This window comes from Algoriphagus aquatilis (assembly GCF_042657405.1).
Classification (GTDB): domain Bacteria; phylum Bacteroidota; class Bacteroidia; order Cytophagales; family Cyclobacteriaceae; genus Algoriphagus; species Algoriphagus aquatilis.
This window is the reverse complement of the sequence record NZ_JBHSKS010000010.1, coordinates 56,769-77,840: the sequence shown is the minus strand read 5'-3', so window position 1 is coordinate 77,840 and position 21,072 is coordinate 56,769. Positions and strand designations below refer to the sequence as shown.

The following is a 21,072-nucleotide window of genomic DNA, read 5'->3' as shown; positions in this document are numbered from 1 at the left end:
CCAAAAGTAAAAAGCCAGCTTGAAATCAATCAAGCTGGCTTTTTTTATAAGTAAGTGAAAAAAGACCTAAGTCAGTTTAGAGATTACTTCGCGTTGAAGGTGATTCCCATCAGAATAAACGTTCCCAATTCAGCACCTTTGGCATCACTCACAAAATAAAGTTTATGCTTCTTGCCATCGGTTGCGCCGGTCACAGGGATCATAGCTTGGTGCATTAGGATAGGCATATTTGGAGCCTTAAATCCTTCACTTGGCTGGTGGGTTCCTTTGGCTACCACTTCACCAGTCGGGCTATCCAATCGAATCTCGAAATCCACCGGTACTTTGATCGGTTCCTGAGAAGCAGTCATCAAGGTCACCGAACCGATTCCTGTCAGGTCGATGGCAGGCAGGGCAAACGAACCGGTTTGATTAGGGACTGTCAGCAAGGTTCTACCGTCAAATACCATTTTGGTGTAGGTAGTAAAGTCACCTGCCTGCGCCAAGTTCACACTGTTTGGGCCTAATACCAAAGAAGTGGAACCTGTCAAAGGCTTGATGTTTTCTCCTCCTTTATCAGTGTAGGTAGCGGAAATCACCAAGGATCCGGTAGGAGAAGCTGGCTTGCCCAAGGTTGGGTCAACGCTTCCTTTTGCTGCCAAGGTTGGCTTGCTTTCTTGTCTGAGCGAAAGGATATAGGTCACCAAGGCATTGACTTCGGAAGCTTTCAAGTCTGGATTGGCAGGCATTGCTGTCTCGCCCCAAACACCTCCTCCACCTTTTCTGATTTTCTCCACCAGGTAATCACGGTTTCGCTCTCTATATTTTTTCGCTACCTCAGTGTAAGCAGGTCCGATGGAAGCCTCATTTTCTTTATGACAGGTTTTACAGGTCAATGACTGCACCAAAGATTTCCCGGTCATGGCTTCGCTCATCACTTTGTGGCCCATATCAGCTTCTGCCTGATCGATTCCCTGTAAGTAATCTGCTGCTACATACAAGCTGCTGATATCGCTCGAAGCTTCCGGATGATCTTCATCGGAAACGGCTACGGAATAGCTCACTTTTTTGCCAGGGAAGTAGAAAGATTGGTTTCCATCCACTGAAATGCTCACAACTGGAGCGACATTCCCAGAATAAACGGATACCAATGGACTGGTTCCCGTCAATCCGGAAGGATCCGCTGCAGTCACCTTAATTTCAAATTCACCCGCTGTAGAATAGGTATGGGAAAGCGTCGGTTCGTTCGTGGTTTTGGTTTCACCATTACCCAAGTCCCAGGTGTAAGTGAGGGCGTCTTTCTCCGGATCTGAAGCGGTTGCATTCAAGGTCACAGTCAAAGGATTTTTGCCGGAAGTTTTGTCTACTGTCAATTCTGAAACTACAGGCGCTCGGTTTCCTCCATTGTAGTCAATTCGGAATAGACCTGCGTCAGGGTTTTTGCTAAACCAGCCATTTCCATACTCGAGGATATAGATTTTTCCGTCAGGACCCATTTCCATATCCATCAAGGCGTTGAATTTGGTGCCTTTCATGAAGGGTTCCATTTTGTCAAAATCCCCGTTTTCCTGCATGGTCACCACTTTGATCCAGCCTCTGATCCAGTCATAGATGAAGAGCTTTCCGTCGTAGTAATCCGGCATTCTGGTTTCTGCAGGATACATGTCAGAATAGTAAACCGGTCCGGCCATGGCATTACGTCCGCCTGTTCCCAGCTGAGGGAAGTCAGGAGATACCGCATACGGATACCAGATAAAGGCAGGTTCTACCGGAGGAAGTTTCTTCAAGCCGGTATTATTTGGAGAGTTGTTTTCAGGTCCGGCGATATCAAATGCCTGACCGGTCTGCCCGGTTTCATAGTTGAATTCTCGGTATGCGAAGTTGTTTCCGATCGTATATGGCCAGCCGAAATGTCCGGCTTTTCTTGCCTGGTTCACTTCATCGTAACCTCGAGGACCTTTTACATCAAGCGAATCATTGGCGGCATCAGGTCCCACTTCACCCCAATAGAGGAAGCTGTTTTTCTGATCCACAGCGATTCGGTAAGGGTTTCTCAAGCCTTGGGCATAGATTTCAGGACGTGTTCCTTCGGTACCTTGTGGGTACAAGTTGCCTTCAGGAATGGAATAACTTCCGTCTTCGGCTACTTTGATTCGGAGGATTTTTCCTCTTAGGTCATTGGAGTTGCCGGAGCTTCTGCGAGCATCCCACTGCTTGTTGCCATCACGGCTGTCAAGCGGTGCGTAGCCGTTGAGGGTGTATTTGCTGCCTGGTTGATTGAATGGGGTGGAGTTGTCACCCGTGGAAAGGAATAAGTTTCCGTCTTTGTCAAAGGCAATGGAGCCGCCGGTATGGCAGCAGATGTCACGCTGAGAGTAGAGTTCGAGAATGATTTGCTCGGAAGCCATGTCCCAGACTCCATTGGCAAACTTGAATCGGGAAAGTCGGTTGATTTCTTTGTCACCGGTAGGTGCGTAGAAGGCATAAACCCAATTGTTGGTCGCGTAATTCGGATCTTTTTGCAAGCCCATCAAGCCTTCTTCAGCATTGACACCTTTTACCTCAGTTTTCCAATACACATCCAGTTTTACGATTTCTTTCAGTTCGCCGGTGGCATTGTTGTAGTGAAGGATTTCCCCTCTTCGCTGAGCTACCAAAATGTCCAAATTAGGAAGAATGGTCATTTCTGTCGGTTCGGTAAACTGACCGATGGAAAGGGTAGTCTTGGTGAATCTGTTTTCTTCAGGAGCACGCTTAGACTTGGCTTTGCTGTAGTCCAGTTCTTCGTTTTCACCGATTGCATATTGAATACCTGAAAGCAAATGCTTCAAGAAATCAGCTTCTTCGTAGGATTCTTTGGTGTGTCCACCGCCGGTGTAGTACGCTCGTCCGCCGTCAAAGTCATGGTACCAAGCAATCGGATGCTCGCCCATGTCAGCTCCTCCTTGGTAGGAAGTTTCGTCCAGCATGAGAAGTTTCTTCGTGTTTGGATTGACTTTTTTATAGCTGTACCATTCGTCAGTACGCTCCCATGATTCTGGCAAAAAGTCTACAGAAGGATGTTTTTCACCTGTTTTGGTGATCTTTCCTGGCTGTACGTTTGGATGAGGATCGTTAATGCCTGGATGGTCAGAGAAATACCCGCCTACCAGTCGGCCGTACCAGCCCCACTCGTATTCGGTATCTGCCGCAGCGTGGATTCCTACAAAGCCACCGCCTGATTGGATGTAGCGTTCAAAATCCGCCTCTTGGTAGTGATCCAAGACATCACCGGTGGTGCTCAAGAAGATCACCGCTGCGTATTGGGCTAGGTTTTCTTCATTAATCAACTCGGCATTTTTGGTGGTATCTACCGCAAAGCCGTTTTCGGCTCCCAATTTTTGGATTGCAGCGATCCCGTTTGGAATGGATTCATGATAGAATCCCGCAGTTTTGCTGAAAATCAGCACTTTCGGTTGGCCTTCCCGCTTTTTGGAGCAAGAAGCCAAACCTACTCCCAACAGCACAAGCAAAAAGAGCAGGCTACGTAGGTTTTTCGGGTAATTCATAAGGTTTGGATTAATTTTTCGGGAAAATAGGAAAAAAGTACAAACCCTTGATTGCGAAGCGTTGTAAAGGATATTTTAAAAGATCAATCGGTAGTTTTTATCGATAAAAATTTGGTTTACAAAACCCTCGCCCCCTCGCCAATCTCCACCAAAATAAACTCAGGGGTTTTTTGGAAGGCTTGTTCGTAAGGGGATTTCAAGGCTGCTTGGAAGGCTTCCAGTTCGGAGGTCTTGACCAAGTTGAGGGTACAACCGCCAAAGCCTCCGCCCATCATGCGTGCACCTAGGACAAAGTCAAGGGCTTGGGCTTTATCCGCCAAGAAATCCAACTCGGCACAGCTGACTTCGAAGTCTTGGCTGAGGCTTTGGTGCGTGATGTTCAGTAGCTTTCCGAAGGATTCCAAATCTCCGGCTTGTAAGGCTGCTGCCGCTTCATGTACGCGGGCGCATTCGGTGATGATGTGTTTTGCCTTTGGGAAAAGTGCTTCAGGAAGGAGCATCTCTACTTTTTCGAGGTCGGTGATGGATAAATCCCGGAGTGTCTTTATATGTGGAAACTCGGATTGGAGGATTCTCACGCTTTCCTCACAGGCTTCTCGGCGCTTATTGTACGCGGTATCTGCCAAGGTGTGTTTTACCTTGGTATTGACCAGCATGAGGGAATAGTCTCCAAGGTGGACCGAGATTTCCTGATGGGTGTTGGTTCGGCAATCCAGCAAAAGTGCCTTTCCTTCGGCACCGAAAGCAGACGCATACGGATCCATGATCCCGCATTTGACTCCGGCGTAGAGGTGTTCAGACTTTTGGGCGTAGAGGACGATGTTTTTCTTGGGTATCTGAAAGTCAAATAAACCCGAAATGGCAGTCCCAATCGCTACAGAAAGTGCAGCCGAAGAGGAAAGCCCCGAACCCACGGGAATCGTGCCTCCGATCACCATGTCAAATCCCTGTACCTCGTAACCTGACTGCTTCATCAAGGCACACATGCCCATGACATAGGTGGCCCAATGCCCGTTTTTCGGGGAAATATAATCCAACTCGAAACTGAATTCCTGGGCAAAGTCCATGGAATATAGTCGGCATACCGTCAGTCCATTCTTTTGAATCCCAACCCAAATCCCCTGCGCCACAGCGGCAGGAAATACAAATCCTTCCTGGTAATCCGTGTGTTCCCCGATCAGGTTGATCCTTCCGGGAGCAAAAGCGACTAGCGGAGTGGTGGCAAAATAGGACTGAAAGGTCTTGGTGAGTTGGGTGATCATAGAAAACGTTATTAAGTTATTGGTTAATAGTAGGTATCCGCCTGAGACCTATAACTAATAACTCAATAACTTTTTGCTGATTATTTTTTCACTTCAAAATGCTGGGATGATTTCCTTGGAACGAGTGTCGTTTCCAAAACAATGGAGATCGGATCTTCGGAGGCAATGCCATCCAATTGATCCAACAGGTGGCTGACAGCTAATTTCCCCATTTCGTAGCCGGGTTGTGCCACCGTGGTCAGTGGGGGTTCGACCACAGCCGAAGTGGGGTTATTGGTAAATCCTGCCAGAGCAATGTCTTCCGGAATGCGGATGCCTTGGGATTTCCATTCGGTCAACACATCTACGGCCACGGGGTCAATCATGCAAAAAACAGCGTCAGGCTGCGGCCGCATCTTTAAAATGTCTCGGGCGACTTTGATGTTTCCCGCTTCGGTCAGATCGGTGATTTTGATCAGGGAGTTGTCCTGATGGACGCCAAACTCTGCCAAGGCACGGAGATACCCTTCTTTTCGCTTTTTGGAAATGTACAAGTCCTCAGGTCCAGATACGTAGACGATTCGTCTGGAACCATTTTCAAGCAAATGCTTGGTCACTTGATATGCACCGCCGGCGTCATTAAAAGTGACTTTGGAAACAGGGATATCTTCCTGCACCCGGTCAAACAATACAAAGTTGATTTCCCGGTCGTAGAGGTCGTAGAGGTGCTCAAATTGGTTGGTTTCACGACTGAGCGAAATCAACAGCCCGTCCACTTGGCTGGAAACTAAGGTTCGGATATTGGCTTTTTCCTGCTCGATCGATTCGTTGCTTTGGCAGATCATCACGTTGTAGCCGCGCTTGTTGGCGGTGTCCTGGATGCCGCTGATACAAGAGGCGAAAAAGTGAGAAGTGATCTCCGGTACAATTACCCCGAGTGTTTTGGAACGGCTGATACGAAGACTCTGAGCCAGAAGATTGGGTTGGTAGTTCATCTCCTTGGCAGCCTCCACGATCTTACGCTTGGTCTCAGGATGCAATTCCGGGGAGTCTTTGAGCGCCCTGGAAATGGTGGAAACCGACACTCCGAGCTTTTTGGCGATTTCCTTCATCGTGATCTGATGACCCTTCTTCATAGGTAGTGCTTTCTATTTTCCTTAAAATGCAATCGTCTGCTATTACGAATAAAGCAAAGATTTGGCGAAAAAACGCTATTCCTGATAAACTGTAAACAAAACAGTTTCACCTACTGCTTTCAGAGTACGAGCGTCAATGAGCTCCATGTTGTCTTGATGGGTGTGGTGGTAATGACCAAATCCAAAGTCAGGGGAAAACTCAATGATATCTACCATCGGGATTCCTCCAATCGCATTGACAAAATAATGGTCATCCAAAATCTCGGGAGCATCCTGCTGAATGAAATAGCCTGAGTGTCCCAACTGGGAGCCATTTCCCCAAACCTTCGACACGATGCCGCTTGCGTATTGTCTGGAATACCCTTCTCGGTAAAATCTGGCGTTTTTGGCTCCCACTAAATCGACCAAAATCCCATAATAGGCGGAGTAATTTGGAATATGCTTGTTTTTGGACCAATACTGCGAACCGTGGCACCACCAGATTTGGGCGTTATTGGTAACCTTCGCGTTTTCCGGTTCACCGTCGTCTTCTCCGTCAAAGAAGATCAGATCAATCCCCACTTCCGGCTTCAACTCCTGCGAAGCAATCGTACGAGCGATTTCCATCAATACGCCCACTCCGGATGCACCGTCGTTGGCTCCGTCGATGGGTTCGTTGAGCCGCTCAGTATCCTTGTCCGCAATCCGTCGAGTATCCCAATGGGCAGCTAAAAGGATGCGCTTGGTGGCTTGAGGATTATAGGAAGCGATGATGTTGGACAAGTTCCAAGTCAAACCGTCGTAAGTCTTGGCTTGAAAATCCTGAGACTGTACCGACCAACCGTATTTTTCCAAGGTGGAAATCATCCAAGCTTTGGTAGCTGCATGTCCTTTGGTACCCGGTACGCGGGGGCCGAAATCCACCTGCTTTTGCACAAAGGCATAGGCAGAGTCGGCATTGAATGCAGGATAAGGCTTCAGGACTACTTCGGGAGTGACGGTGGTTTCGGTAGTTTTTTCCCCCGAACACGCCCATACAAAAACCAACAGGGCAATAAGCCAAAGTTTACTATTCTTCATACGCCCAATCGATTTTGTCTTTCATGTCTTTCACCACAAAGCCCATGGCTTTCAGGCCTGCGCGGATTTCGTCTACTTTTCCATAATCCCGGGCCGTTTTCGCCTCGGTGTAGAGCTTCAGCAAAAGCTCAAGCATGGAATCTTGTACGTCACTCTTTTCCTCGATCAATCCCAAAATATCCACCACAAACGTGATGAAGGTTTCTTTGACTTTGGCAAAAACTTCTTCCCCCAAAGCGGCCGAGGCCAGCTGTCCGGTAAACATGGAGTTGATCTTTTTCAACAGATTGAACAAATGTCCAATCGCCTGAGCGGTGTTGAAGTCATCATCCATCGCGCGATAGGCTGAGGTGATGCTGCTTTCCACCTGCTTGATTTGTTCAGGATCCAAGGCCACCTCAGCGTTTGGCGTGTATTCCAATGCTCGTGCGATTCTCAGACCGTTAATGATCTTTTTGTAGCCTTTTTGGGCTGCTTTCAAAGCATCATTGGAGAAGTCCAAGGTGGAGCGGTAATGCGCCGTGAGCATGAAATAACGGATGGTCATCGGGCTGTAGGCCTGCTCAAGCAGTCGGTGATTTCCGGTGAAAAGCTCCTGTAGCGTGATGAAGTTGCCCAAGGACTTGCCCATCTTCTGCCCATTGATGGTGATCATGTTGTTGTGCATCCAATACTTGGCTGGGTCGCGGTGATTGCAGGCGTTGCCTTGAGCGATTTCGCACTCGTGATGTGGGAACATCAGATCCATTCCGCCTCCATGAATGTCAAATTGAGTTCCTAAATATTTGGAGCTCATGGCTGTACACTCGAGGTGCCAACCCGGGAAACCTACTCCCCAAGGGGAATCCCACTTCATCAGGTGCTCAGGAGACGCATTTTTCCAAAGGGCAAAATCCACCGAGTTGCGCTTTTCACCCTGACCGTCAAGGTCTCTGCTTCCGCTGATGAGTTCGTCCAGCACGCGACCGGAAAGTTTGCCGTATTTGTAGCTGTTGTTGTATTTGAGTACATCAAAATAGACTGAGCCATTGACCTCATAGGCCAAGCCTTCCTTGAGGATGGCTTCTACCAAAGCGATTTGCTCGGGAATGTGACCCGTCGCGCGGGGCTCGATGCTGGGTTTCCAGGTATTGAGCAAGGCCATGTCCCGATGGTACGTGTCTGTGTATTGCTGGGCCACTTCCATGGGCTCGAGCTGCTCGAGTTTCGCTTTTTTGGCGATTTTATCTTCTCCCTCGTCTGCATCGCCGGTCAGGTGACCCACATCGGTGATGTTGCGGACATAGCGTACGCGATAGCCAAGATGAGTTAGATACCTATTGACGGTGTCAAAAGTGACCGCAGGACGGCCATGACCCAGGTGTGCATCTCCGTAGACAGTCGGTCCGCAGACATACATCCCCACAAAGGGAGCTTTGATGGGCGCGAAATCTTCCTTTTGGCGGGAAAGGGTGTTGTATACCTTGAGTTGATGCGATTTCATTTTGAGAGGCTAGAAGCGAAATTCAAGAACCTAGAACCGGAAAATCAGTTTTCGAGTTCGGGCTGCAAAATAGCTGTTTTGGCTGGGGAAATGAAAAGAAATGGATTCCAGAGGTAGTTAACTTTTCCAAAGAGGATATTTCAATCTTTTCCAAAGTTCCAAACTTTGGAAAAGTTGGATTAGGCAAATATTAATAGAATTTTTCCGACTTGATTATTTCTTTCAGATCAAGCCTGCATTCTTCAAAAGATCAATAAAGGTTTCTTTTGGGAGGTTTTCAAATTCACTTTTATCAAAAATATGGATCAGGTAAATCTCATTTTCTTCACTCACAAAAAAGTAGATTACTCTAGCTCCTCCCGATTTCCCTTTGTTTTTACTTGATATAGAAATTCTGATTTTAAAAAGATTGGAGCCTAGAGGGGTGCCGATTTTGTAATCGTTTTCAAGATCTTGGATTAGTTTGAGTAGATCATTCTTTAGAGAAGGATATTTTTTAAAAAGCCGTTTAAAGAACTTTTTAAAGTCGGGTGTTAGAATGACTTCATAATTCATTCAAAAAGTCTTTTGCCAGCTCTTTTTTTTGTTTCCCCTCCTGTATTTGTTTTACCTGACCTAAGCTGGATTCTACTTCAGAGATGAATTCCAGGAATTCTTCTTTTTCCACCAACTCAAATTCAATCCCTTCTTTCTTCAAAAAATCAGCGATAGACTGAATTTGCTTTTTGTTTTTAGGATATGCTTTGATTCTCACGGTTTTCATTTTCTCAAGGGATTTATAATCAAGTTAATGGATGAATTTTGAAAGTTAAAATAAAGAATTGGGCCGAGAAAAGACTCTGGTAGAAAAACCTTGGAAAAGCTAGGCAATTAATTCCGGTTCAGATTTTAATTTCTTTGAGAGTTACGCTAGATGAATCGAAAAAATGCGCTGAAATGCCCATGAGAAAATGTCTCACACTGGGGAAAGATTGTCTATGGCATTCTCCCGATGAAAAATCGGGACAGGCTATGTGGCAAATGAAAATCAAATTATAAACACATGAAAGCGCAACATGTAAAAGCCTCAAATTCAATTTGGGGCTTTGAACATTTGATTTTTGATTTCGAGCCCTAAATGGGCGATCTGTAAAAATGAACAGATCGTGCCGTTGGCACTCTTAAAACTCTTTTGAAAACCTACATCCAGAATTGAATTCTGGGCTGAGACAGGAAATGCCTTTGGCATTTAATCCTTTGGAGAGAGGGTATTGCCAACCATAAAAAAACAAAAAACCTCCGATCCTATTCGAACTGGAGGTTTTTGAGATTTTATGCTAGACCTTCGAGGTTTTTGAAACCTCAAAGGTCAGACTATCAATGCTTAAAATGTCTCACGCCGGTCATCACCATGCTCATGCCGTGTGCGTCGCAGAAGGCAATGCTGTCTTGGTCTTTGATCGATCCACCGGGCTGAACTACCGCGGTGATTCCGGCTTCATGCGCAATCTCCACACAGTCAGGGAATGGGAAAAAGGCATCGGAAGCCATCACCGCACCTTTCAGGTCAAAGCCAAATTCTCCGGCTTTGATGATGGCCTGACGGAGTGCATCCACTCGGGAAGTTTGTCCCACGCCTGAAGCGAACAGTTGCGAGTCATTGCTCAAGACGATGGTATTTGACTTGGTGTGCTTGCAGACTTTCGCTGCGAAGACCAAAGCATCCAGCTCTTTTTCAGTTGGTGCGACTTGAGTGACCACTTTGAAATCTGCCTTGCTCTCGGTCGCCAAATCCTTGTCCTGCTCGATCACCCCATTGAGCAGGGTTTTGATCATCTTGGTGCCAGGCAAATCCATTTTTTGGCGAAGCAGGATACGATTTTTCTTTCCTTTCAAGACGGTCAAGGCCTCTTCGGTAAACTCAGGAGCAATTAGGACTTCGAAAAACAAGGAATTCATTTCCTCAGCTGATTCTTGGTCCACGGTCCGGTTGGTGACCAAGACTCCGCCAAAAGCGGAAGTGGTATCAGCGGCAAACGCCTTCTGATAGGCTTCTTTCACGGTGTCTGCTGTCGCGCAACCGCAGGCATTGGTGTGCTTCAGGATGGCGAAGGCCGTTTGGTCAGGGAATTCTGCGATCAGATTCACTGCCGCGTCCACGTCCACCAGGTTGTTGTAAGAGAGTTCTTTGCCGTTTAGTTGATCGAAAAGATCTTCCAAGTTGCCGTAGAAATGAGCCGCTTGATGTGGGTTTTCTCCATAGCGGAGGGCTTTGGCTTTGCTTTCGGAGACTTTCAGCGCCGGGATATTTTCGGCACGGTTGAAGTAATTGAAGATATGGGTGTCGTAGTTGGAAGACACTTGGAAGGCATGCGCCGCGAAGTAGCGACGGTCTTCGATCGTGGTGCCTCCGTCTTGCGCTTCCAGCTTGGCTTCGAGTTCGCCGTACTGATTTTTGGAAGCAATAATGATCACGTCCTTGAAGTTTTTGGCAGCGGCACGGATGAGGGAGATTCCTCCGATGTCGATTTTTTCGATGATGTCAGCTTCGGATGCACCGGAAGCCACGGTTTCTTCAAACGGATACAAATCCACAATCACCAAGTCGATGGCCGGGATGTCGTATTCCGCAGCTTGGGCTACATCGCCTTCATTTTCTCTTCGGTAGAGGATACCTCCAAAGATCTTTGGGTGGAGGGTCTTCACTCTGCCTCCGAAAATGGAAGGGTAGGAGGTCAATTCTTCTACAGGAATTACTTCTGCGCCTTGCTCTTCGATGAATTTTTGGGTGCCTCCGGTGGAGTAGATTTTCACTCCATGCTTTTTTAGGAGGGCGATGATCGGTTCGAGATTGTCTTTGTAATAGACTGAGATGAGGGCAGATTGTATTTTTTTGGTGGCCATTGGGGAATGGATTGGATTGAACGCTTGGGAAAGCGCAAAGGTAGAAAAATTGGTTGGAACCGAAGGCTGAAAAATTGGAGAACTTGGACTGGAAAAACCAAATGGCGGAGGAATCGCTTGGGGTTAGGTACTTTTAGTAACGTTTTGCAGCTACCCGAAGGGCGGGAATTTTACCACAAAACTTGATTTGAAAAACTAAGGTTTGATTAACCTCAAAACTGTCTTTGGAACACGAAACCCCGCCTTTTGGGTAGGTGCTGTGTGTGCCTTGAATGGTGAATATAGGTCATTTAGTTGACCGTTCCAACGGGTGAAAGTCCCTAAGCGCGGGGGTAACGTCCCGAAGCCAAGCAAGTGGCAAGCTGGTTTGCTGTGAGGCATGCAGTGAAGTAAGCCAGACTGCGGTGTCTGTACTGACGAACAGGAACCCTATACAGAGGCTATGAGGTCGGATGAGGTGACACAGCACACCGAAGTCCCAGCCTTCCGCAAGGAAGGAAGCACCGATGTAGTAGATAGGGCAGTGATAGGCACAAGGATATTCATCTTACCGAGGGAGATCTCTGGATGTCGAGAACATCCAAGAGAAGTCAGCAGAGGTCATAGTAACCAGCAGAAACGAGCCATCTGGACGATGGAGGTCTCATGAAACTGGCGAAGGGCCGAACATTGGATTACGTCCAAATTCGATAAGGAGTTCCGCCCTGCGGAATAGCCTTTTCTCAAGCGGACAGGGTTAATAGATTAAAGAATGATAGAACAAGTACTCAACCGTAAGAACCTGTACAAAGCCTACCGACAGGTAGTGAGCAACAAAGGTTCGGCAGGATTGGACAGCATGGAGGTCACCGAACTACTTTCCCATTTGGAGAGCGAAAGGGACAGGATTGCTACCTCCATCCTCAACCATACGTATGTACCGAATCCTATCAGGGGAGTGGAAATTCCCAAGAGTAACGGAAAGACAAGGTTGCTTGGAGTTCCCACCGTAGTGGACAGATGGCTCCAACAGGCGGTAAGCCAAGTACTGATGACCAAGTATGAACTCACGTTTGAAGATCACAGCTATGGATTCCGTCCCGAAAAGAACATCCATAAGACGGTAAAGCAAGCCCTGAACTACATCAATGATGGCTATCAGGATATTGTGGACATCGATCTGAAAGGATTCTTTGACGAAGTGGACCATTCGATTTTACTTGAACTCATTTACCAACGGGTAAAATGTCAGACCACCCTACGGCTCATCCGAAAATGGCTCCGTGCACCGATCCAGATCAACGGAAAACTGCATAAACGTAGAAAAGGCGTGCCACAAGGCTCGCCACTCAGTCCACTTCTGTCCAATATCCTTCTGGATTTACTGGACAAGGAACTGGAACGGAGAAACCTGAAATACGTCCGCTATGCGGATGACTTCAGCATCTACACCAAGTCAAAGAAGGAAGCCAGAAAAGTAGGCAATGAGATTTATCTCTTCCTAAGAGACAAACTCAAATTGCCCATCAACAGGGAAAAGAGTGGCATCCGAAGACCATCCGATTTTGAGTTATTAGGACATGCATTTGTCCCGACCTACGAAAGAGGAGTCAAAGGAAAATATCAGTTGGTAGTGAAGAAAAACAGCTGGGACTCACTGAAACGCAAACTCAAACAGATCACCAAGAAGACAAAACCGTATAGTTTTGAGGAAAGGCTTCAAAAGTTGAGCGAGGTATGGCGGGGCTGGGTAAATAACTACCGCCTTGCCAGCATCACCGCTAAACTGAAATCACTCGATGAGTGGCTGAGAAACCGACTTCGCTACTGCATCTGGCACGACTGGAAAAAGCCTGAGCGAAAACGTAAAAACCTGATCAGATTGGGAGTAGACCAAGACCATGCCTATGCATTTAGCAGAACTAGGAAAGGGGGGTGGGCAGTCGCTCAGAGTCCGATTCTGACGACGACTATCACGCTGTCTCGTTTGAGAAGGAAAGGGTATGAATCGATGCTTTCCTATTACCAAAAATCGCAACCTACAATCCAGTGAACCGCCGTATACGAGACCCGTACGTACGGTGGTGTGAGAGGCGCACCCTATCGAGGAAACTCGGTAGGGCCGTCTACTCGATTATGTTTAGCCTTTTCTTTCATTTCATCATCGTTAAATAAGTTATCAGTCCTGGAAACCCAATCATACTTAGTAGTGTCCAAGCCAAGTCCCAATAAGTTGTTTTTCTGTTGTATCGTATGTGATAATGTCCAACTCTATAATGTTTGTCTAAAGTTACTGGATATGTGTTGGTCGTCAGTTTTATTATGTGTCTACTTGCCTGTAAAAATATATAAGCTGCTGCTGGAAAATATAGTAATGTCAAGCTATTTGTCCCTGAAGGAAAGGAATAGTTCACGTTAGATTGTCCGAGTAAGTATGAAACAACTATTAAGGTCAAGCAAGTAGTGAACAAGAACCAATTGATTTTTGGAATTTCAATACGTCTGTTGTATGAAGATAAAATTAGCATCATATAACCAATCCCAAGTATCGCAAAACTTGTCGCCCTTTCTTTTTGTGCATTTGATAAAAGTCCCATTAATAACAAAAAAGCAGGAATTATTAAGATTAAATAGTCCCAAAAATTAATGCGATTTATTTTTAATTCACGTTTTCCGTCCTTGTCGATTTGTGTCGGTTTAGGGTTTCTATAAATGTCAACAATAAGGTCTGTCGCTGGTCCAAAACAAACCAGGATTATACAGAGAATTCCTAATGTCGTTAATGCTGTCATTTAATGTTTACTGTCGTCCTAAGGTTACACATAACGGGATTCAGCTTGGAGACGGCGGGCATTCGGAGCCGTTCGCTTCCAGCCTACTCCTAACTTTTTAAAGATAATAAACTTTCAATTTACTTGGAACCGCCCGCTGTATCCAAGGTGATGTTGGCACACGTTTATCTTTTCACAAAGTAGTTAAATATCCCTTTATGATATCTGTAAACATTATCATCTCCTTTAGAGAGGATTACTATTTCTGGAAATTCTTTCTCCCCAAAATCACCTCCAACATTAAACTGAATTCTTACGGTATCATTCTCTACAAGTAAACCTTTTGAACATCCAATTATTTTATTGTTCGTAGTATCAGCTAATGACATATCTGAAACTTCACAATCAAAACTGGCATCTACTATTTTAAAATTAGGTTGCGATAAAAAGACCTTAACATCAATTAGTTCTCCAATTTCAACCGTGTCAGGTGATACTACTTTCAATAAAACAGGCTCCATTGCTTCTCCATTTCTATTTGTAGAATTCACATTCAATATTTGATAGCCGTTTTGATATTGAATTTTTTCAAACCTTTTTTCTGCACATGATAAAAAAATTAGAAAAGTAAAAATCATTAAATTTATTTTTTTCTTGGATGAATTATTATACCCATCTTCTACTTTTAACTGGTGCTTTGATACAATCATTATTGTGATAAGAGCCAAAACTAGAACTGCAAAATAAATTGGTTGAGAATAAATGTATTCCCATTGTTCTTTTAAGGACATTTTTTGGCTTTCATTATTAACCATTAAGATATTTGAATAATTGAGCTTTTTGAAAATGCTAATAATCAAAAAAATTAAGGAAGTTAGTATTGGAAGAATGAGTGCATAACTTCCTATTTTCAATCCTAATTTTTTTGAAGTTAAGAACCCTAAACCTCCAATTATTACTGTAATCCAAAACAGAAACTCAACAACTATTTCCCAATATGGTCTTGCATATCCAAAAGTTCCACGATTAAGTCCCCAAGTTAATTCGTAATTCAAAAGATGATATCCTGTTTTAACAGCAAAATATCCTCCAACTAAGAGAAAAATTACTCCGATTAACTGGATTACTTTTTTCATTAGTTTTTGATTGTGGGGTTTCGTTTTGAAATGTTTGCCAACGGCCAAGGCTAAGAGCAGGCGGGCATTAAAACCCGAAGCACTGTCCGCCACGACCAAGGTTAATGAAAGGTAATCACTTTCAATTTAGCGTTTCCGCCCGCTTGCTCTTAGGTGATGTTGTAGGGCGTTTTTACTCCTTTTTTTTAATTGTCCACTTGTCCTCTTTGTGTTTTCTCGTTGCTATGTGTCCAGGTTCCATGTCTACCAACTGCTTTAAAGTTGGGTCCTTGTCCATAATCTCATTTAGTCCAATAATTCTTGCAACGCTCTCAAATTCCTCAAACTCGTCATCGCTAAAAAATTGCCATGCTCCATCTTCAATTTCATGTGTCACATAAGTTACTACCTTGTTGTCTTCAAGGACAAACTTTGTTGTGAATACTGCTGTATCAGTTGATTTCTCTAAATCTTTTTTAATTCTCTGTCCAAGGTGAAGAACGCCAATTTTATTAAAACGAATTACTCTATCCATTGTCACAGTCCAAAGTTGAAAGTCGTCTGTTCCAAGAAATGGCCTTATTGTTTTAATTATCTCTTCTTTTTTTATTTGCCTAGAAGTTGTCCTTCCATGAATAAACAATAAATCATTTCCGCTTAAATGTTCTTCAATTAGTTTCTCTAACAAACCTAATTTAATTTCATTTTCAGTCCCGAAATGTATCCAATCCCTGTCCCAAGTTATCAGGGAACTCAAATGAGCTGTCGCATTATACATTTCTCTTGAGGCCATTGTCTACTGTGTCTTTTAAAATGCCCTACAACGTTTTGCAGCTACCCGAAGGTGGCGATTTCGAAGCACTTCACTGTCAGCCAAGCAGAAACTTTGATAGGTGCACAAAGCTTGACTTAACCGCTGAACCACCACTTTTGGGTAGGTGCTGTTACCTGCTTTTTTTCCTCCGTTTTATTAATTCTTTATACAATATATAGTCTGGATTATCATATTTAATTGCTAAATCAATTTGTTCTAATGCTTTTTCATATTCTTTTTGACTCATATAAATATATGCACTAACAAAATGTGTTTCTTTCACATTTCCAAATTCAGATGACATAATCTTAATATCATTTAATGCATTTTCAAACTTTCTTGCTTTTGTATAAAGTGATATTCTTTTATTCAAGAGTTTGATTTTTATTAAATCAGGAATGTTGTTTGAAGTGATTGAGTCAGTTAGTTCTATGATAGATTCTTGAACTGAGTCAAAATCCGTTTTTGGATAAAATTCAGAGTACATTGAGTTTATTTCGTTGTAGAATTTATCACAATTACGAACTAGTTCAATAGTAACACTCATCGTATACTGATAAAGAGCATCTTCTGTTGTTTTTTTTGAATAAAACGTTGTGTGGATTAATCCTATATTTTCGTTTATAGGGCTTAAAAAACAGGGTGTTAATCGCTCATCTATTGTTCCTTGGTTTAGTTTTTCGAAGCAATCACAAACTTTTAATGAAAATTCTTTTGGTTCCCATTTAGATTGCTGTTTGCAAGAATATAAAGTCAGAATTATAGTTGTTAAATATAGAATGTTCTTCATTTCCAATTGCAGGTAACTTGTTTATTCATATACCTTTTTTCCGCCTAGTTGTCCTATATGGTTGCATTTGTGCACCTTTTGGCATTTTTTCTAGAGGTCGTCAAAAGGACTTTTTATTTTCTGTAAGCTTTTTTGACTCACATGCGTGTAGATCTCTGTGGTTTTACTGGAATTATGGCCAAGCAGTTCTTGGATGAATCTTAGGTCGGTACCGCTTTCTAAAAGGTGTGTTGCGTAACTGTGCCTTAACCAATGTAGTGTAACAGGCTTTGCTATTTTCGCCTTTTTTAAGGCGCTTTTCAGTACTTTTTGGAGGCTTCCTTCGCTATATTTTTCTCCCATTTTCTCTCCTTCAAACAAATATTCGGTTGGCTTTTCATATTGGTAATACTCACGGAGGATCCCGATTATTTTTTCGCTGATTGGCACCAGTCTGTCCTTTTTTCCTTTTCCCTGATTTACACGAAGCATTCCTCGCTGTGAATCGATGTCCTGGGGCTTCAGGTTCAGAAGTTCTCCTCTTCTCAGTCCACAGGCATAGATCAGACTCAGCATGGTGCGGTGCTTGATGTTTTGATGGGCTTGCAGGATCTGTTTCACTTCTTCTTTACTTAATACATGCGGCAGTAGCCTCGGTTGCTTGGGTCGCTCCACTAGTTCCGGTTCCAGTTTTCGATGCAGCCGATTGGCAAAAAACAGCTTGACTGCATTGATGACCCCGGACTGAAAGGATGCTGAGGATTTTCATATGATTATAATTGTTTTTTAGTTGCCATATGGAATCTCGCATTTTTATAATTATTCAAGTGTAGGAATAGTTAGTTTTGCTTGATTTCTACTAATTATATAATCTTTGTTGAAAAGTTCCAAGTCCTCATTGGTAATTAGTTCGGGGTTTTTGTTTTGCAGGAAGCGAAAAAACAATCCGATCCCCTGACTGTAGTTTTTGATCGTGGATTCGGAATAACGCCTGGTGCGCATCCCATCTGCAAATGATCGGATTTCCTGCTCCAGTTCTCCAGCTAATGGGGCCAAGGGCTCTGGATTGGGCTCGATTTTAATTTTTTTGAATGTGGAATAATCCAGCCAGGCTTTTCCCCTAAACAGCTTCAGCAAATCCGAAATGACTGAATCGGAATAGGGGATGGTCCAAGCTTTAAGTCCCGTGTTCCATTCAGCCCCATGGAGGATTTTGACCAGATCTTTCAGCTGATGGTCAAATGGAAACTCCAGTAGCACTAAGTGCTTGCCTCGGGATTCGCCGTTTTTGACAAAAATTGTTTTCATGGTGACTAAAAATCAGATTGAAAAATGGAAAATAAACTTTGGAATGAGATTTAGCAAGAATCCTAGCAGACCAAAAGGGCAGAAAGTCACTAATTAGCGCTGAGCTCTTTGCCTCACAAATCGATTCTGGACAATCTTGTCCAGAAACAACTTGCTCTCCCTGCATTCAAAAATCAAGGGATTTTGTAGGGGGCCGAATAACGGAATGCCCGAACCCAGGAGGACAGGAATCACCGTAATGATCATCTCATCGATCAAATCTTCCTTCAAGAAGCTTTGGATGGTTTTGCCTCCGTCGATGTACAGCTTGGAGTATCCTTTTCCATGGATAGTTTCCAGGATTTCAGACAAATTTCCACTGACCAATTCCGCTTTTCCTTTGGCTTTTTCCGGCAGTTCGGTCAGCGTATGGCTTAGCACAAAAACCGGCTTTTGGTAAGGCCAGTCCATGTCAAATCCGCAAACCGTTTTAAAGGTAATTCTACCCATGACCAGCGCATCGACCTCTGCCATAAAAGCCCCATAGCCAGAGTCGATCTGATTGATCTCCGGAAAAGTGTCTAAAAAGTCAAGCTTTCCGGTAGAATCTGCGATGAAGCCATCGAGGCTGGTGGCGATAAATACGCGGTTACTGGTGTTCATATCTTTTGCAGTGGTTCTTGTTCAGTAGCAGGGTTCAGAATTAAGTCGTAGTGTTCAGTGTTCAGTGTTCAGTGTTCAGGGTTGAACTTCCCGAAATCCGAAATCCGAAATCCCACTAGGTTCATCCTACATCTGTCACCGAGCTTGTCGAGGTGCCCACCAAACTCTCAATTACCTCCGGGAAATACCGATGTTCCAAGGCATGCACTTTTTGAGCTATCGTATCAGGGGTATCTTCCGGGGTCACAGGAGTAGCCGCCTGGAAGATGATTTTTCCCTCATCGTAATGTTCGTTGACCAGGTGGATGGTAATGCCTGTCTCAGTATCTCCTGCTGTTTTGACTGCCTCGTGGACATGGTGTCCATACATGCCCTTTCCTCCATAGTTCGGGAGCAGTGCCGGATGGATATTCACCATGCGATTGGGGAAAGCACGGATGAGCGCCTCCGGGATCTTCAGTAAAAAGCCCGCCAAAATCACCCAATCGATCTGTTCTTCCTGAAGCTTGGCCAAAAGCACTCCTGCATCCATTTCTTTTCGGGAAAAAGTGAAGGTCGGCACCCCAAACTTCTTCGCCCGTTCCAGCACAAAGGCATCGACCTTGTTGGAGGCAATCAGCGCGATTTCAGCTTTGGTGGAACCCTGAAAATGGGCCATGATTTTTTCTGCATTGGAGCCGCTACCGGAGGCGAGAATGGCGAGTTTGATCATTTTTTAAGAGGGAAGAAGCTAGATAAGTATCAAGTACCAAGACACAAGTATCAAGATTTTAGTGTCAAGTATCAAGAAGTAAGGATCAAGAGTTTTGAGCCAAGATACGAGACACGAGAAGCAAGAGACGAGATTAGTATCTAGTATCAAGACACAAGTATCAAGATTTCAGCATCCAGATGTAAGGTTCAAGAGTTTTGAGCAGAGATACGAGGTGCTAGTGTCAAGACGTAAATGAGATGCTATTTCTATCTAAAGTCTAAGGTCTAACTTCTTGTGTCTAGCGTCTTACGTCTCCTGTCCCTACTCTCCCCCCGCCATCAGATCACAATTCACGATCCAACCGATTTTGGAGGGTACTTTCTAGAATGGTAGGAAATCAAGGGATAAAGTAATGCCGTGGGCAAAAGCCAAAGGGTCCAAACAGGCATCCAGTCCGGGAGTTCTCGAAAATTGACCACCAGAAAGGCCGTCGCTGAGGCGATAAATCCTCCTCCAAGGCGCTGGAGATGCTTTCGGATATAGGCTTTTTTGTCATGGGGAATAGCTGTGGATCGAATGTCCTGTAGTGCCATCAGGAGCCCAATTCCGGCAAAAACCACAAATACAATCCCAAATAGATCCCCAACCCAGAGTTTTTTTATCCCCAGATAAATCAAGCTCAAGCCAGCGATGACCATCCCAAACTGTAGAAAACGGTCAATGGAATGCTGGGCTCGGAAGCTTTTGCTGTAAATGGCCCTTGCACCCGTTCCCACCTGGTAAATCGTAAATACGCCCACCATAAACAGGAAGGCATTGGGCCGGATGAAAGCCATGAGTTGGGCAGTGATCCCGGTCAGGAGCATTCCCAGGATAAACAACCTGCCTAGGTTAGCATGTCGGGAAGTTCCTTTTTTCAGGATAAAGACCAGCAAACCACACAGCAATCCGATCGAACCTCCGAGGATGTGTAGAAAAAGTAAAAGGTTGAAAAATTTTTCGTTCATGTTTGAGATGGGGGATTGCTTTTGGATGGAAGGGAATAGCGATCTACTCTGAAAGCCAAAATGCCCAACGTGACACCGATCCCGGCCAAAGCGAATGCTGAATAAAGATGGCTGAAGGATACGGCAATGGAAAGTAAATTGAGACAAAGTCCGGCTGTCCACACGGCATGCCCGGCCAGACTGCGGATTGACTTAGTTCGCTGTGGTACTTGTGCAAAGGTCTCATCCACCAAGGGCTTGAAGTAGTCTCTGTACTGCCAGAGTAAACATGCATTCATCAGCAGTAATACCGCAAGGACATAGGGTGTGCCCGTCCAATTTTGCGAAATGGTGACCATCAGAATATTGACCAGCATGGGCACCAGCATAATGCTGCCAATCAGCTTGAATCGGGTAGTGAGCAGCATAAATCCAATCACAATTTGACTGATTGCGATGAATTGGGCATAGAGGCCAAGGTTAAATTCGGCGAGTCTTTCCACGAGCCATCGGGGGCCGATCCATCCGATAAACTGATAGCCTGCATAGAGTTTGGACATGCCGGCACCCCAAAAGGTAAAGCCAAGGAAGGCTGCGATGGAATTGGTAAAAAATGGCTTCATGCGTGGTCTGTCGAATTAAAAGGTAAAATTTTCAGAAATATG

Annotated in this window: 19 protein-coding genes; 1 reads left to right on the top strand and 18 read right to left on the bottom strand. The window is 44.6% G+C overall.

The genetic code is table 11. From position 1 onward, the window contains the following. Window positions 1-83: 83 nt before the first annotated feature. The 8 genes from ACFPIK_RS13045 to purH all read right to left on the bottom strand — a co-directional run bounded on the left by ACFPIK_RS13045 (window position 84) and on the right by purH (window position 11,329). Window positions 84-3,527: a ThuA domain-containing protein gene (locus ACFPIK_RS13045; RefSeq protein WP_377915964.1), complete on the bottom strand. Its 3,444-nt coding sequence runs from the start codon at window positions 3,525-3,527 to the stop codon at window positions 84-86. A gap of 116 nt (window positions 3,528-3,643) precedes the next feature. Beyond that, window positions 3,644-4,789: a galactokinase gene (galK, locus tag ACFPIK_RS13040; RefSeq protein ID WP_377915962.1), complete on the bottom strand. Its 1,146-nt coding sequence runs from the start codon at window positions 4,787-4,789 to the stop codon at window positions 3,644-3,646. Window positions 4,790-4,869: 80 nt separating this feature from the next. After that, the gene (locus ACFPIK_RS13035; RefSeq protein ID WP_377915960.1) at window positions 4,870-5,904 is read right to left on the bottom strand and encodes a LacI family DNA-binding transcriptional regulator; all 1,035 of its coding nucleotides are present in this window, start codon (window positions 5,902-5,904) and stop codon (window positions 4,870-4,872) included. 75 nt (window positions 5,905-5,979) lie between these two features. Beyond that, window positions 5,980-6,963 carry a M28 family peptidase gene (locus ACFPIK_RS13030; protein ID WP_377915958.1) on the bottom strand — a complete coding sequence of 328 codons (984 nt, stop codon included), beginning with the start codon at window positions 6,961-6,963 and terminating at the stop codon, window positions 5,980-5,982. Then, window positions 6,953-8,446: a cysteine--tRNA ligase gene (gene cysS / locus ACFPIK_RS13025; RefSeq protein ID WP_377915956.1), complete on the bottom strand. Its 1,494-nt coding sequence runs from the start codon at window positions 8,444-8,446 to the stop codon at window positions 6,953-6,955. Before cysS ends, ACFPIK_RS13030 begins: the two co-directional genes overlap by 11 nt. A gap of 222 nt (window positions 8,447-8,668) precedes the next feature. After that, window positions 8,669-9,001 carry a type II toxin-antitoxin system RelE/ParE family toxin gene (locus tag ACFPIK_RS13020; RefSeq protein WP_377915954.1) on the bottom strand — a complete coding sequence of 111 codons (333 nt, stop codon included), beginning with the start codon at window positions 8,999-9,001 and terminating at the stop codon, window positions 8,669-8,671. After that, a complete protein-coding gene (locus ACFPIK_RS13015) occupies window positions 8,991-9,209 on the bottom strand; it encodes a hypothetical protein (RefSeq protein WP_377915952.1) in 219 nt (72 codons plus the stop codon). The genes ACFPIK_RS13020 and ACFPIK_RS13015 overlap by 11 nt, the downstream gene beginning before the upstream one ends. 593 nt (window positions 9,210-9,802) lie before the next feature. Continuing rightward, a complete protein-coding gene (gene purH / locus ACFPIK_RS13010) occupies window positions 9,803-11,329 on the bottom strand; it encodes a bifunctional phosphoribosylaminoimidazolecarboxamide formyltransferase/IMP cyclohydrolase (RefSeq protein ID WP_377915950.1) in 1,527 nt (508 codons plus the stop codon). Between the two features lie 751 nt (window positions 11,330-12,080). On the opposite strand from purH, the gene ltrA reads away from it, so the two are divergent. After that, window positions 12,081-13,361 (top strand): group II intron reverse transcriptase/maturase, encoded by a 1,281-nt coding sequence (ltrA, locus tag ACFPIK_RS13005; protein WP_377915948.1) that lies wholly within the window; start codon window positions 12,081-12,083, stop codon window positions 13,359-13,361. 100 nt (window positions 13,362-13,461) lie between these two features. Here ltrA and ACFPIK_RS13000 read toward each other — a convergent pair whose 3' ends face one another. From ACFPIK_RS13000 to ACFPIK_RS12955, 10 genes are all read right to left on the bottom strand, one after another. Then, the gene (locus ACFPIK_RS13000; protein WP_377915946.1) at window positions 13,462-14,100 is read right to left on the bottom strand and encodes a hypothetical protein; all 639 of its coding nucleotides are present in this window, start codon (window positions 14,098-14,100) and stop codon (window positions 13,462-13,464) included. Between the two features lie 164 nt (window positions 14,101-14,264). Further along, window positions 14,265-15,215 (bottom strand): hypothetical protein, encoded by a 951-nt coding sequence (locus ACFPIK_RS12995; RefSeq protein ID WP_377915944.1) that lies wholly within the window; start codon window positions 15,213-15,215, stop codon window positions 14,265-14,267. A 172-nt stretch (window positions 15,216-15,387) separates the two neighbouring features. Next, window positions 15,388-15,987 carry a hypothetical protein gene (locus ACFPIK_RS12990; protein ID WP_377915942.1) on the bottom strand — a complete coding sequence of 200 codons (600 nt, stop codon included), beginning with the start codon at window positions 15,985-15,987 and terminating at the stop codon, window positions 15,388-15,390. Window positions 15,988-16,138: 151 nt separating this feature from the next. Then, complete coding sequence (locus ACFPIK_RS12985; protein ID WP_377915940.1) at window positions 16,139-16,798, bottom strand: hypothetical protein; 660 nt, start codon at window positions 16,796-16,798, stop codon at window positions 16,139-16,141. Between the two features lie 90 nt (window positions 16,799-16,888). Further along, a complete protein-coding gene (locus ACFPIK_RS12980) occupies window positions 16,889-17,452 on the bottom strand; it encodes a tyrosine-type recombinase/integrase (RefSeq protein WP_377915938.1) in 564 nt (187 codons plus the stop codon). 144 nt (window positions 17,453-17,596) lie between these two features. Next, window positions 17,597-18,085, bottom strand: a complete 489-nt coding sequence (locus ACFPIK_RS12975; RefSeq protein WP_377915936.1) for a phage integrase N-terminal SAM-like domain-containing protein — start codon at window positions 18,083-18,085, stop codon at window positions 17,597-17,599. 93 nt (window positions 18,086-18,178) lie between these two features. Then, window positions 18,179-18,727 (bottom strand): dihydrofolate reductase family protein, encoded by a 549-nt coding sequence (locus tag ACFPIK_RS12970; RefSeq protein ID WP_377915934.1) that lies wholly within the window; start codon window positions 18,725-18,727, stop codon window positions 18,179-18,181. A gap of 121 nt (window positions 18,728-18,848) precedes the next feature. Beyond that, window positions 18,849-19,439: a phosphoribosylglycinamide formyltransferase gene (purN, locus tag ACFPIK_RS12965; protein ID WP_377915932.1), complete on the bottom strand. Its 591-nt coding sequence runs from the start codon at window positions 19,437-19,439 to the stop codon at window positions 18,849-18,851. Between the two features lie 332 nt (window positions 19,440-19,771). Then, a complete protein-coding gene (locus ACFPIK_RS12960; protein ID WP_377915930.1) occupies window positions 19,772-20,428 on the bottom strand; it encodes a DUF2306 domain-containing protein in 657 nt (218 codons plus the stop codon). Next, window positions 20,425-21,030 (bottom strand): hypothetical protein, encoded by a 606-nt coding sequence (locus ACFPIK_RS12955; protein ID WP_377915928.1) that lies wholly within the window; start codon window positions 21,028-21,030, stop codon window positions 20,425-20,427. The genes ACFPIK_RS12960 and ACFPIK_RS12955 overlap by 4 nt, the downstream gene beginning before the upstream one ends. Window positions 21,031-21,072 lie beyond the last annotated feature (42 nt).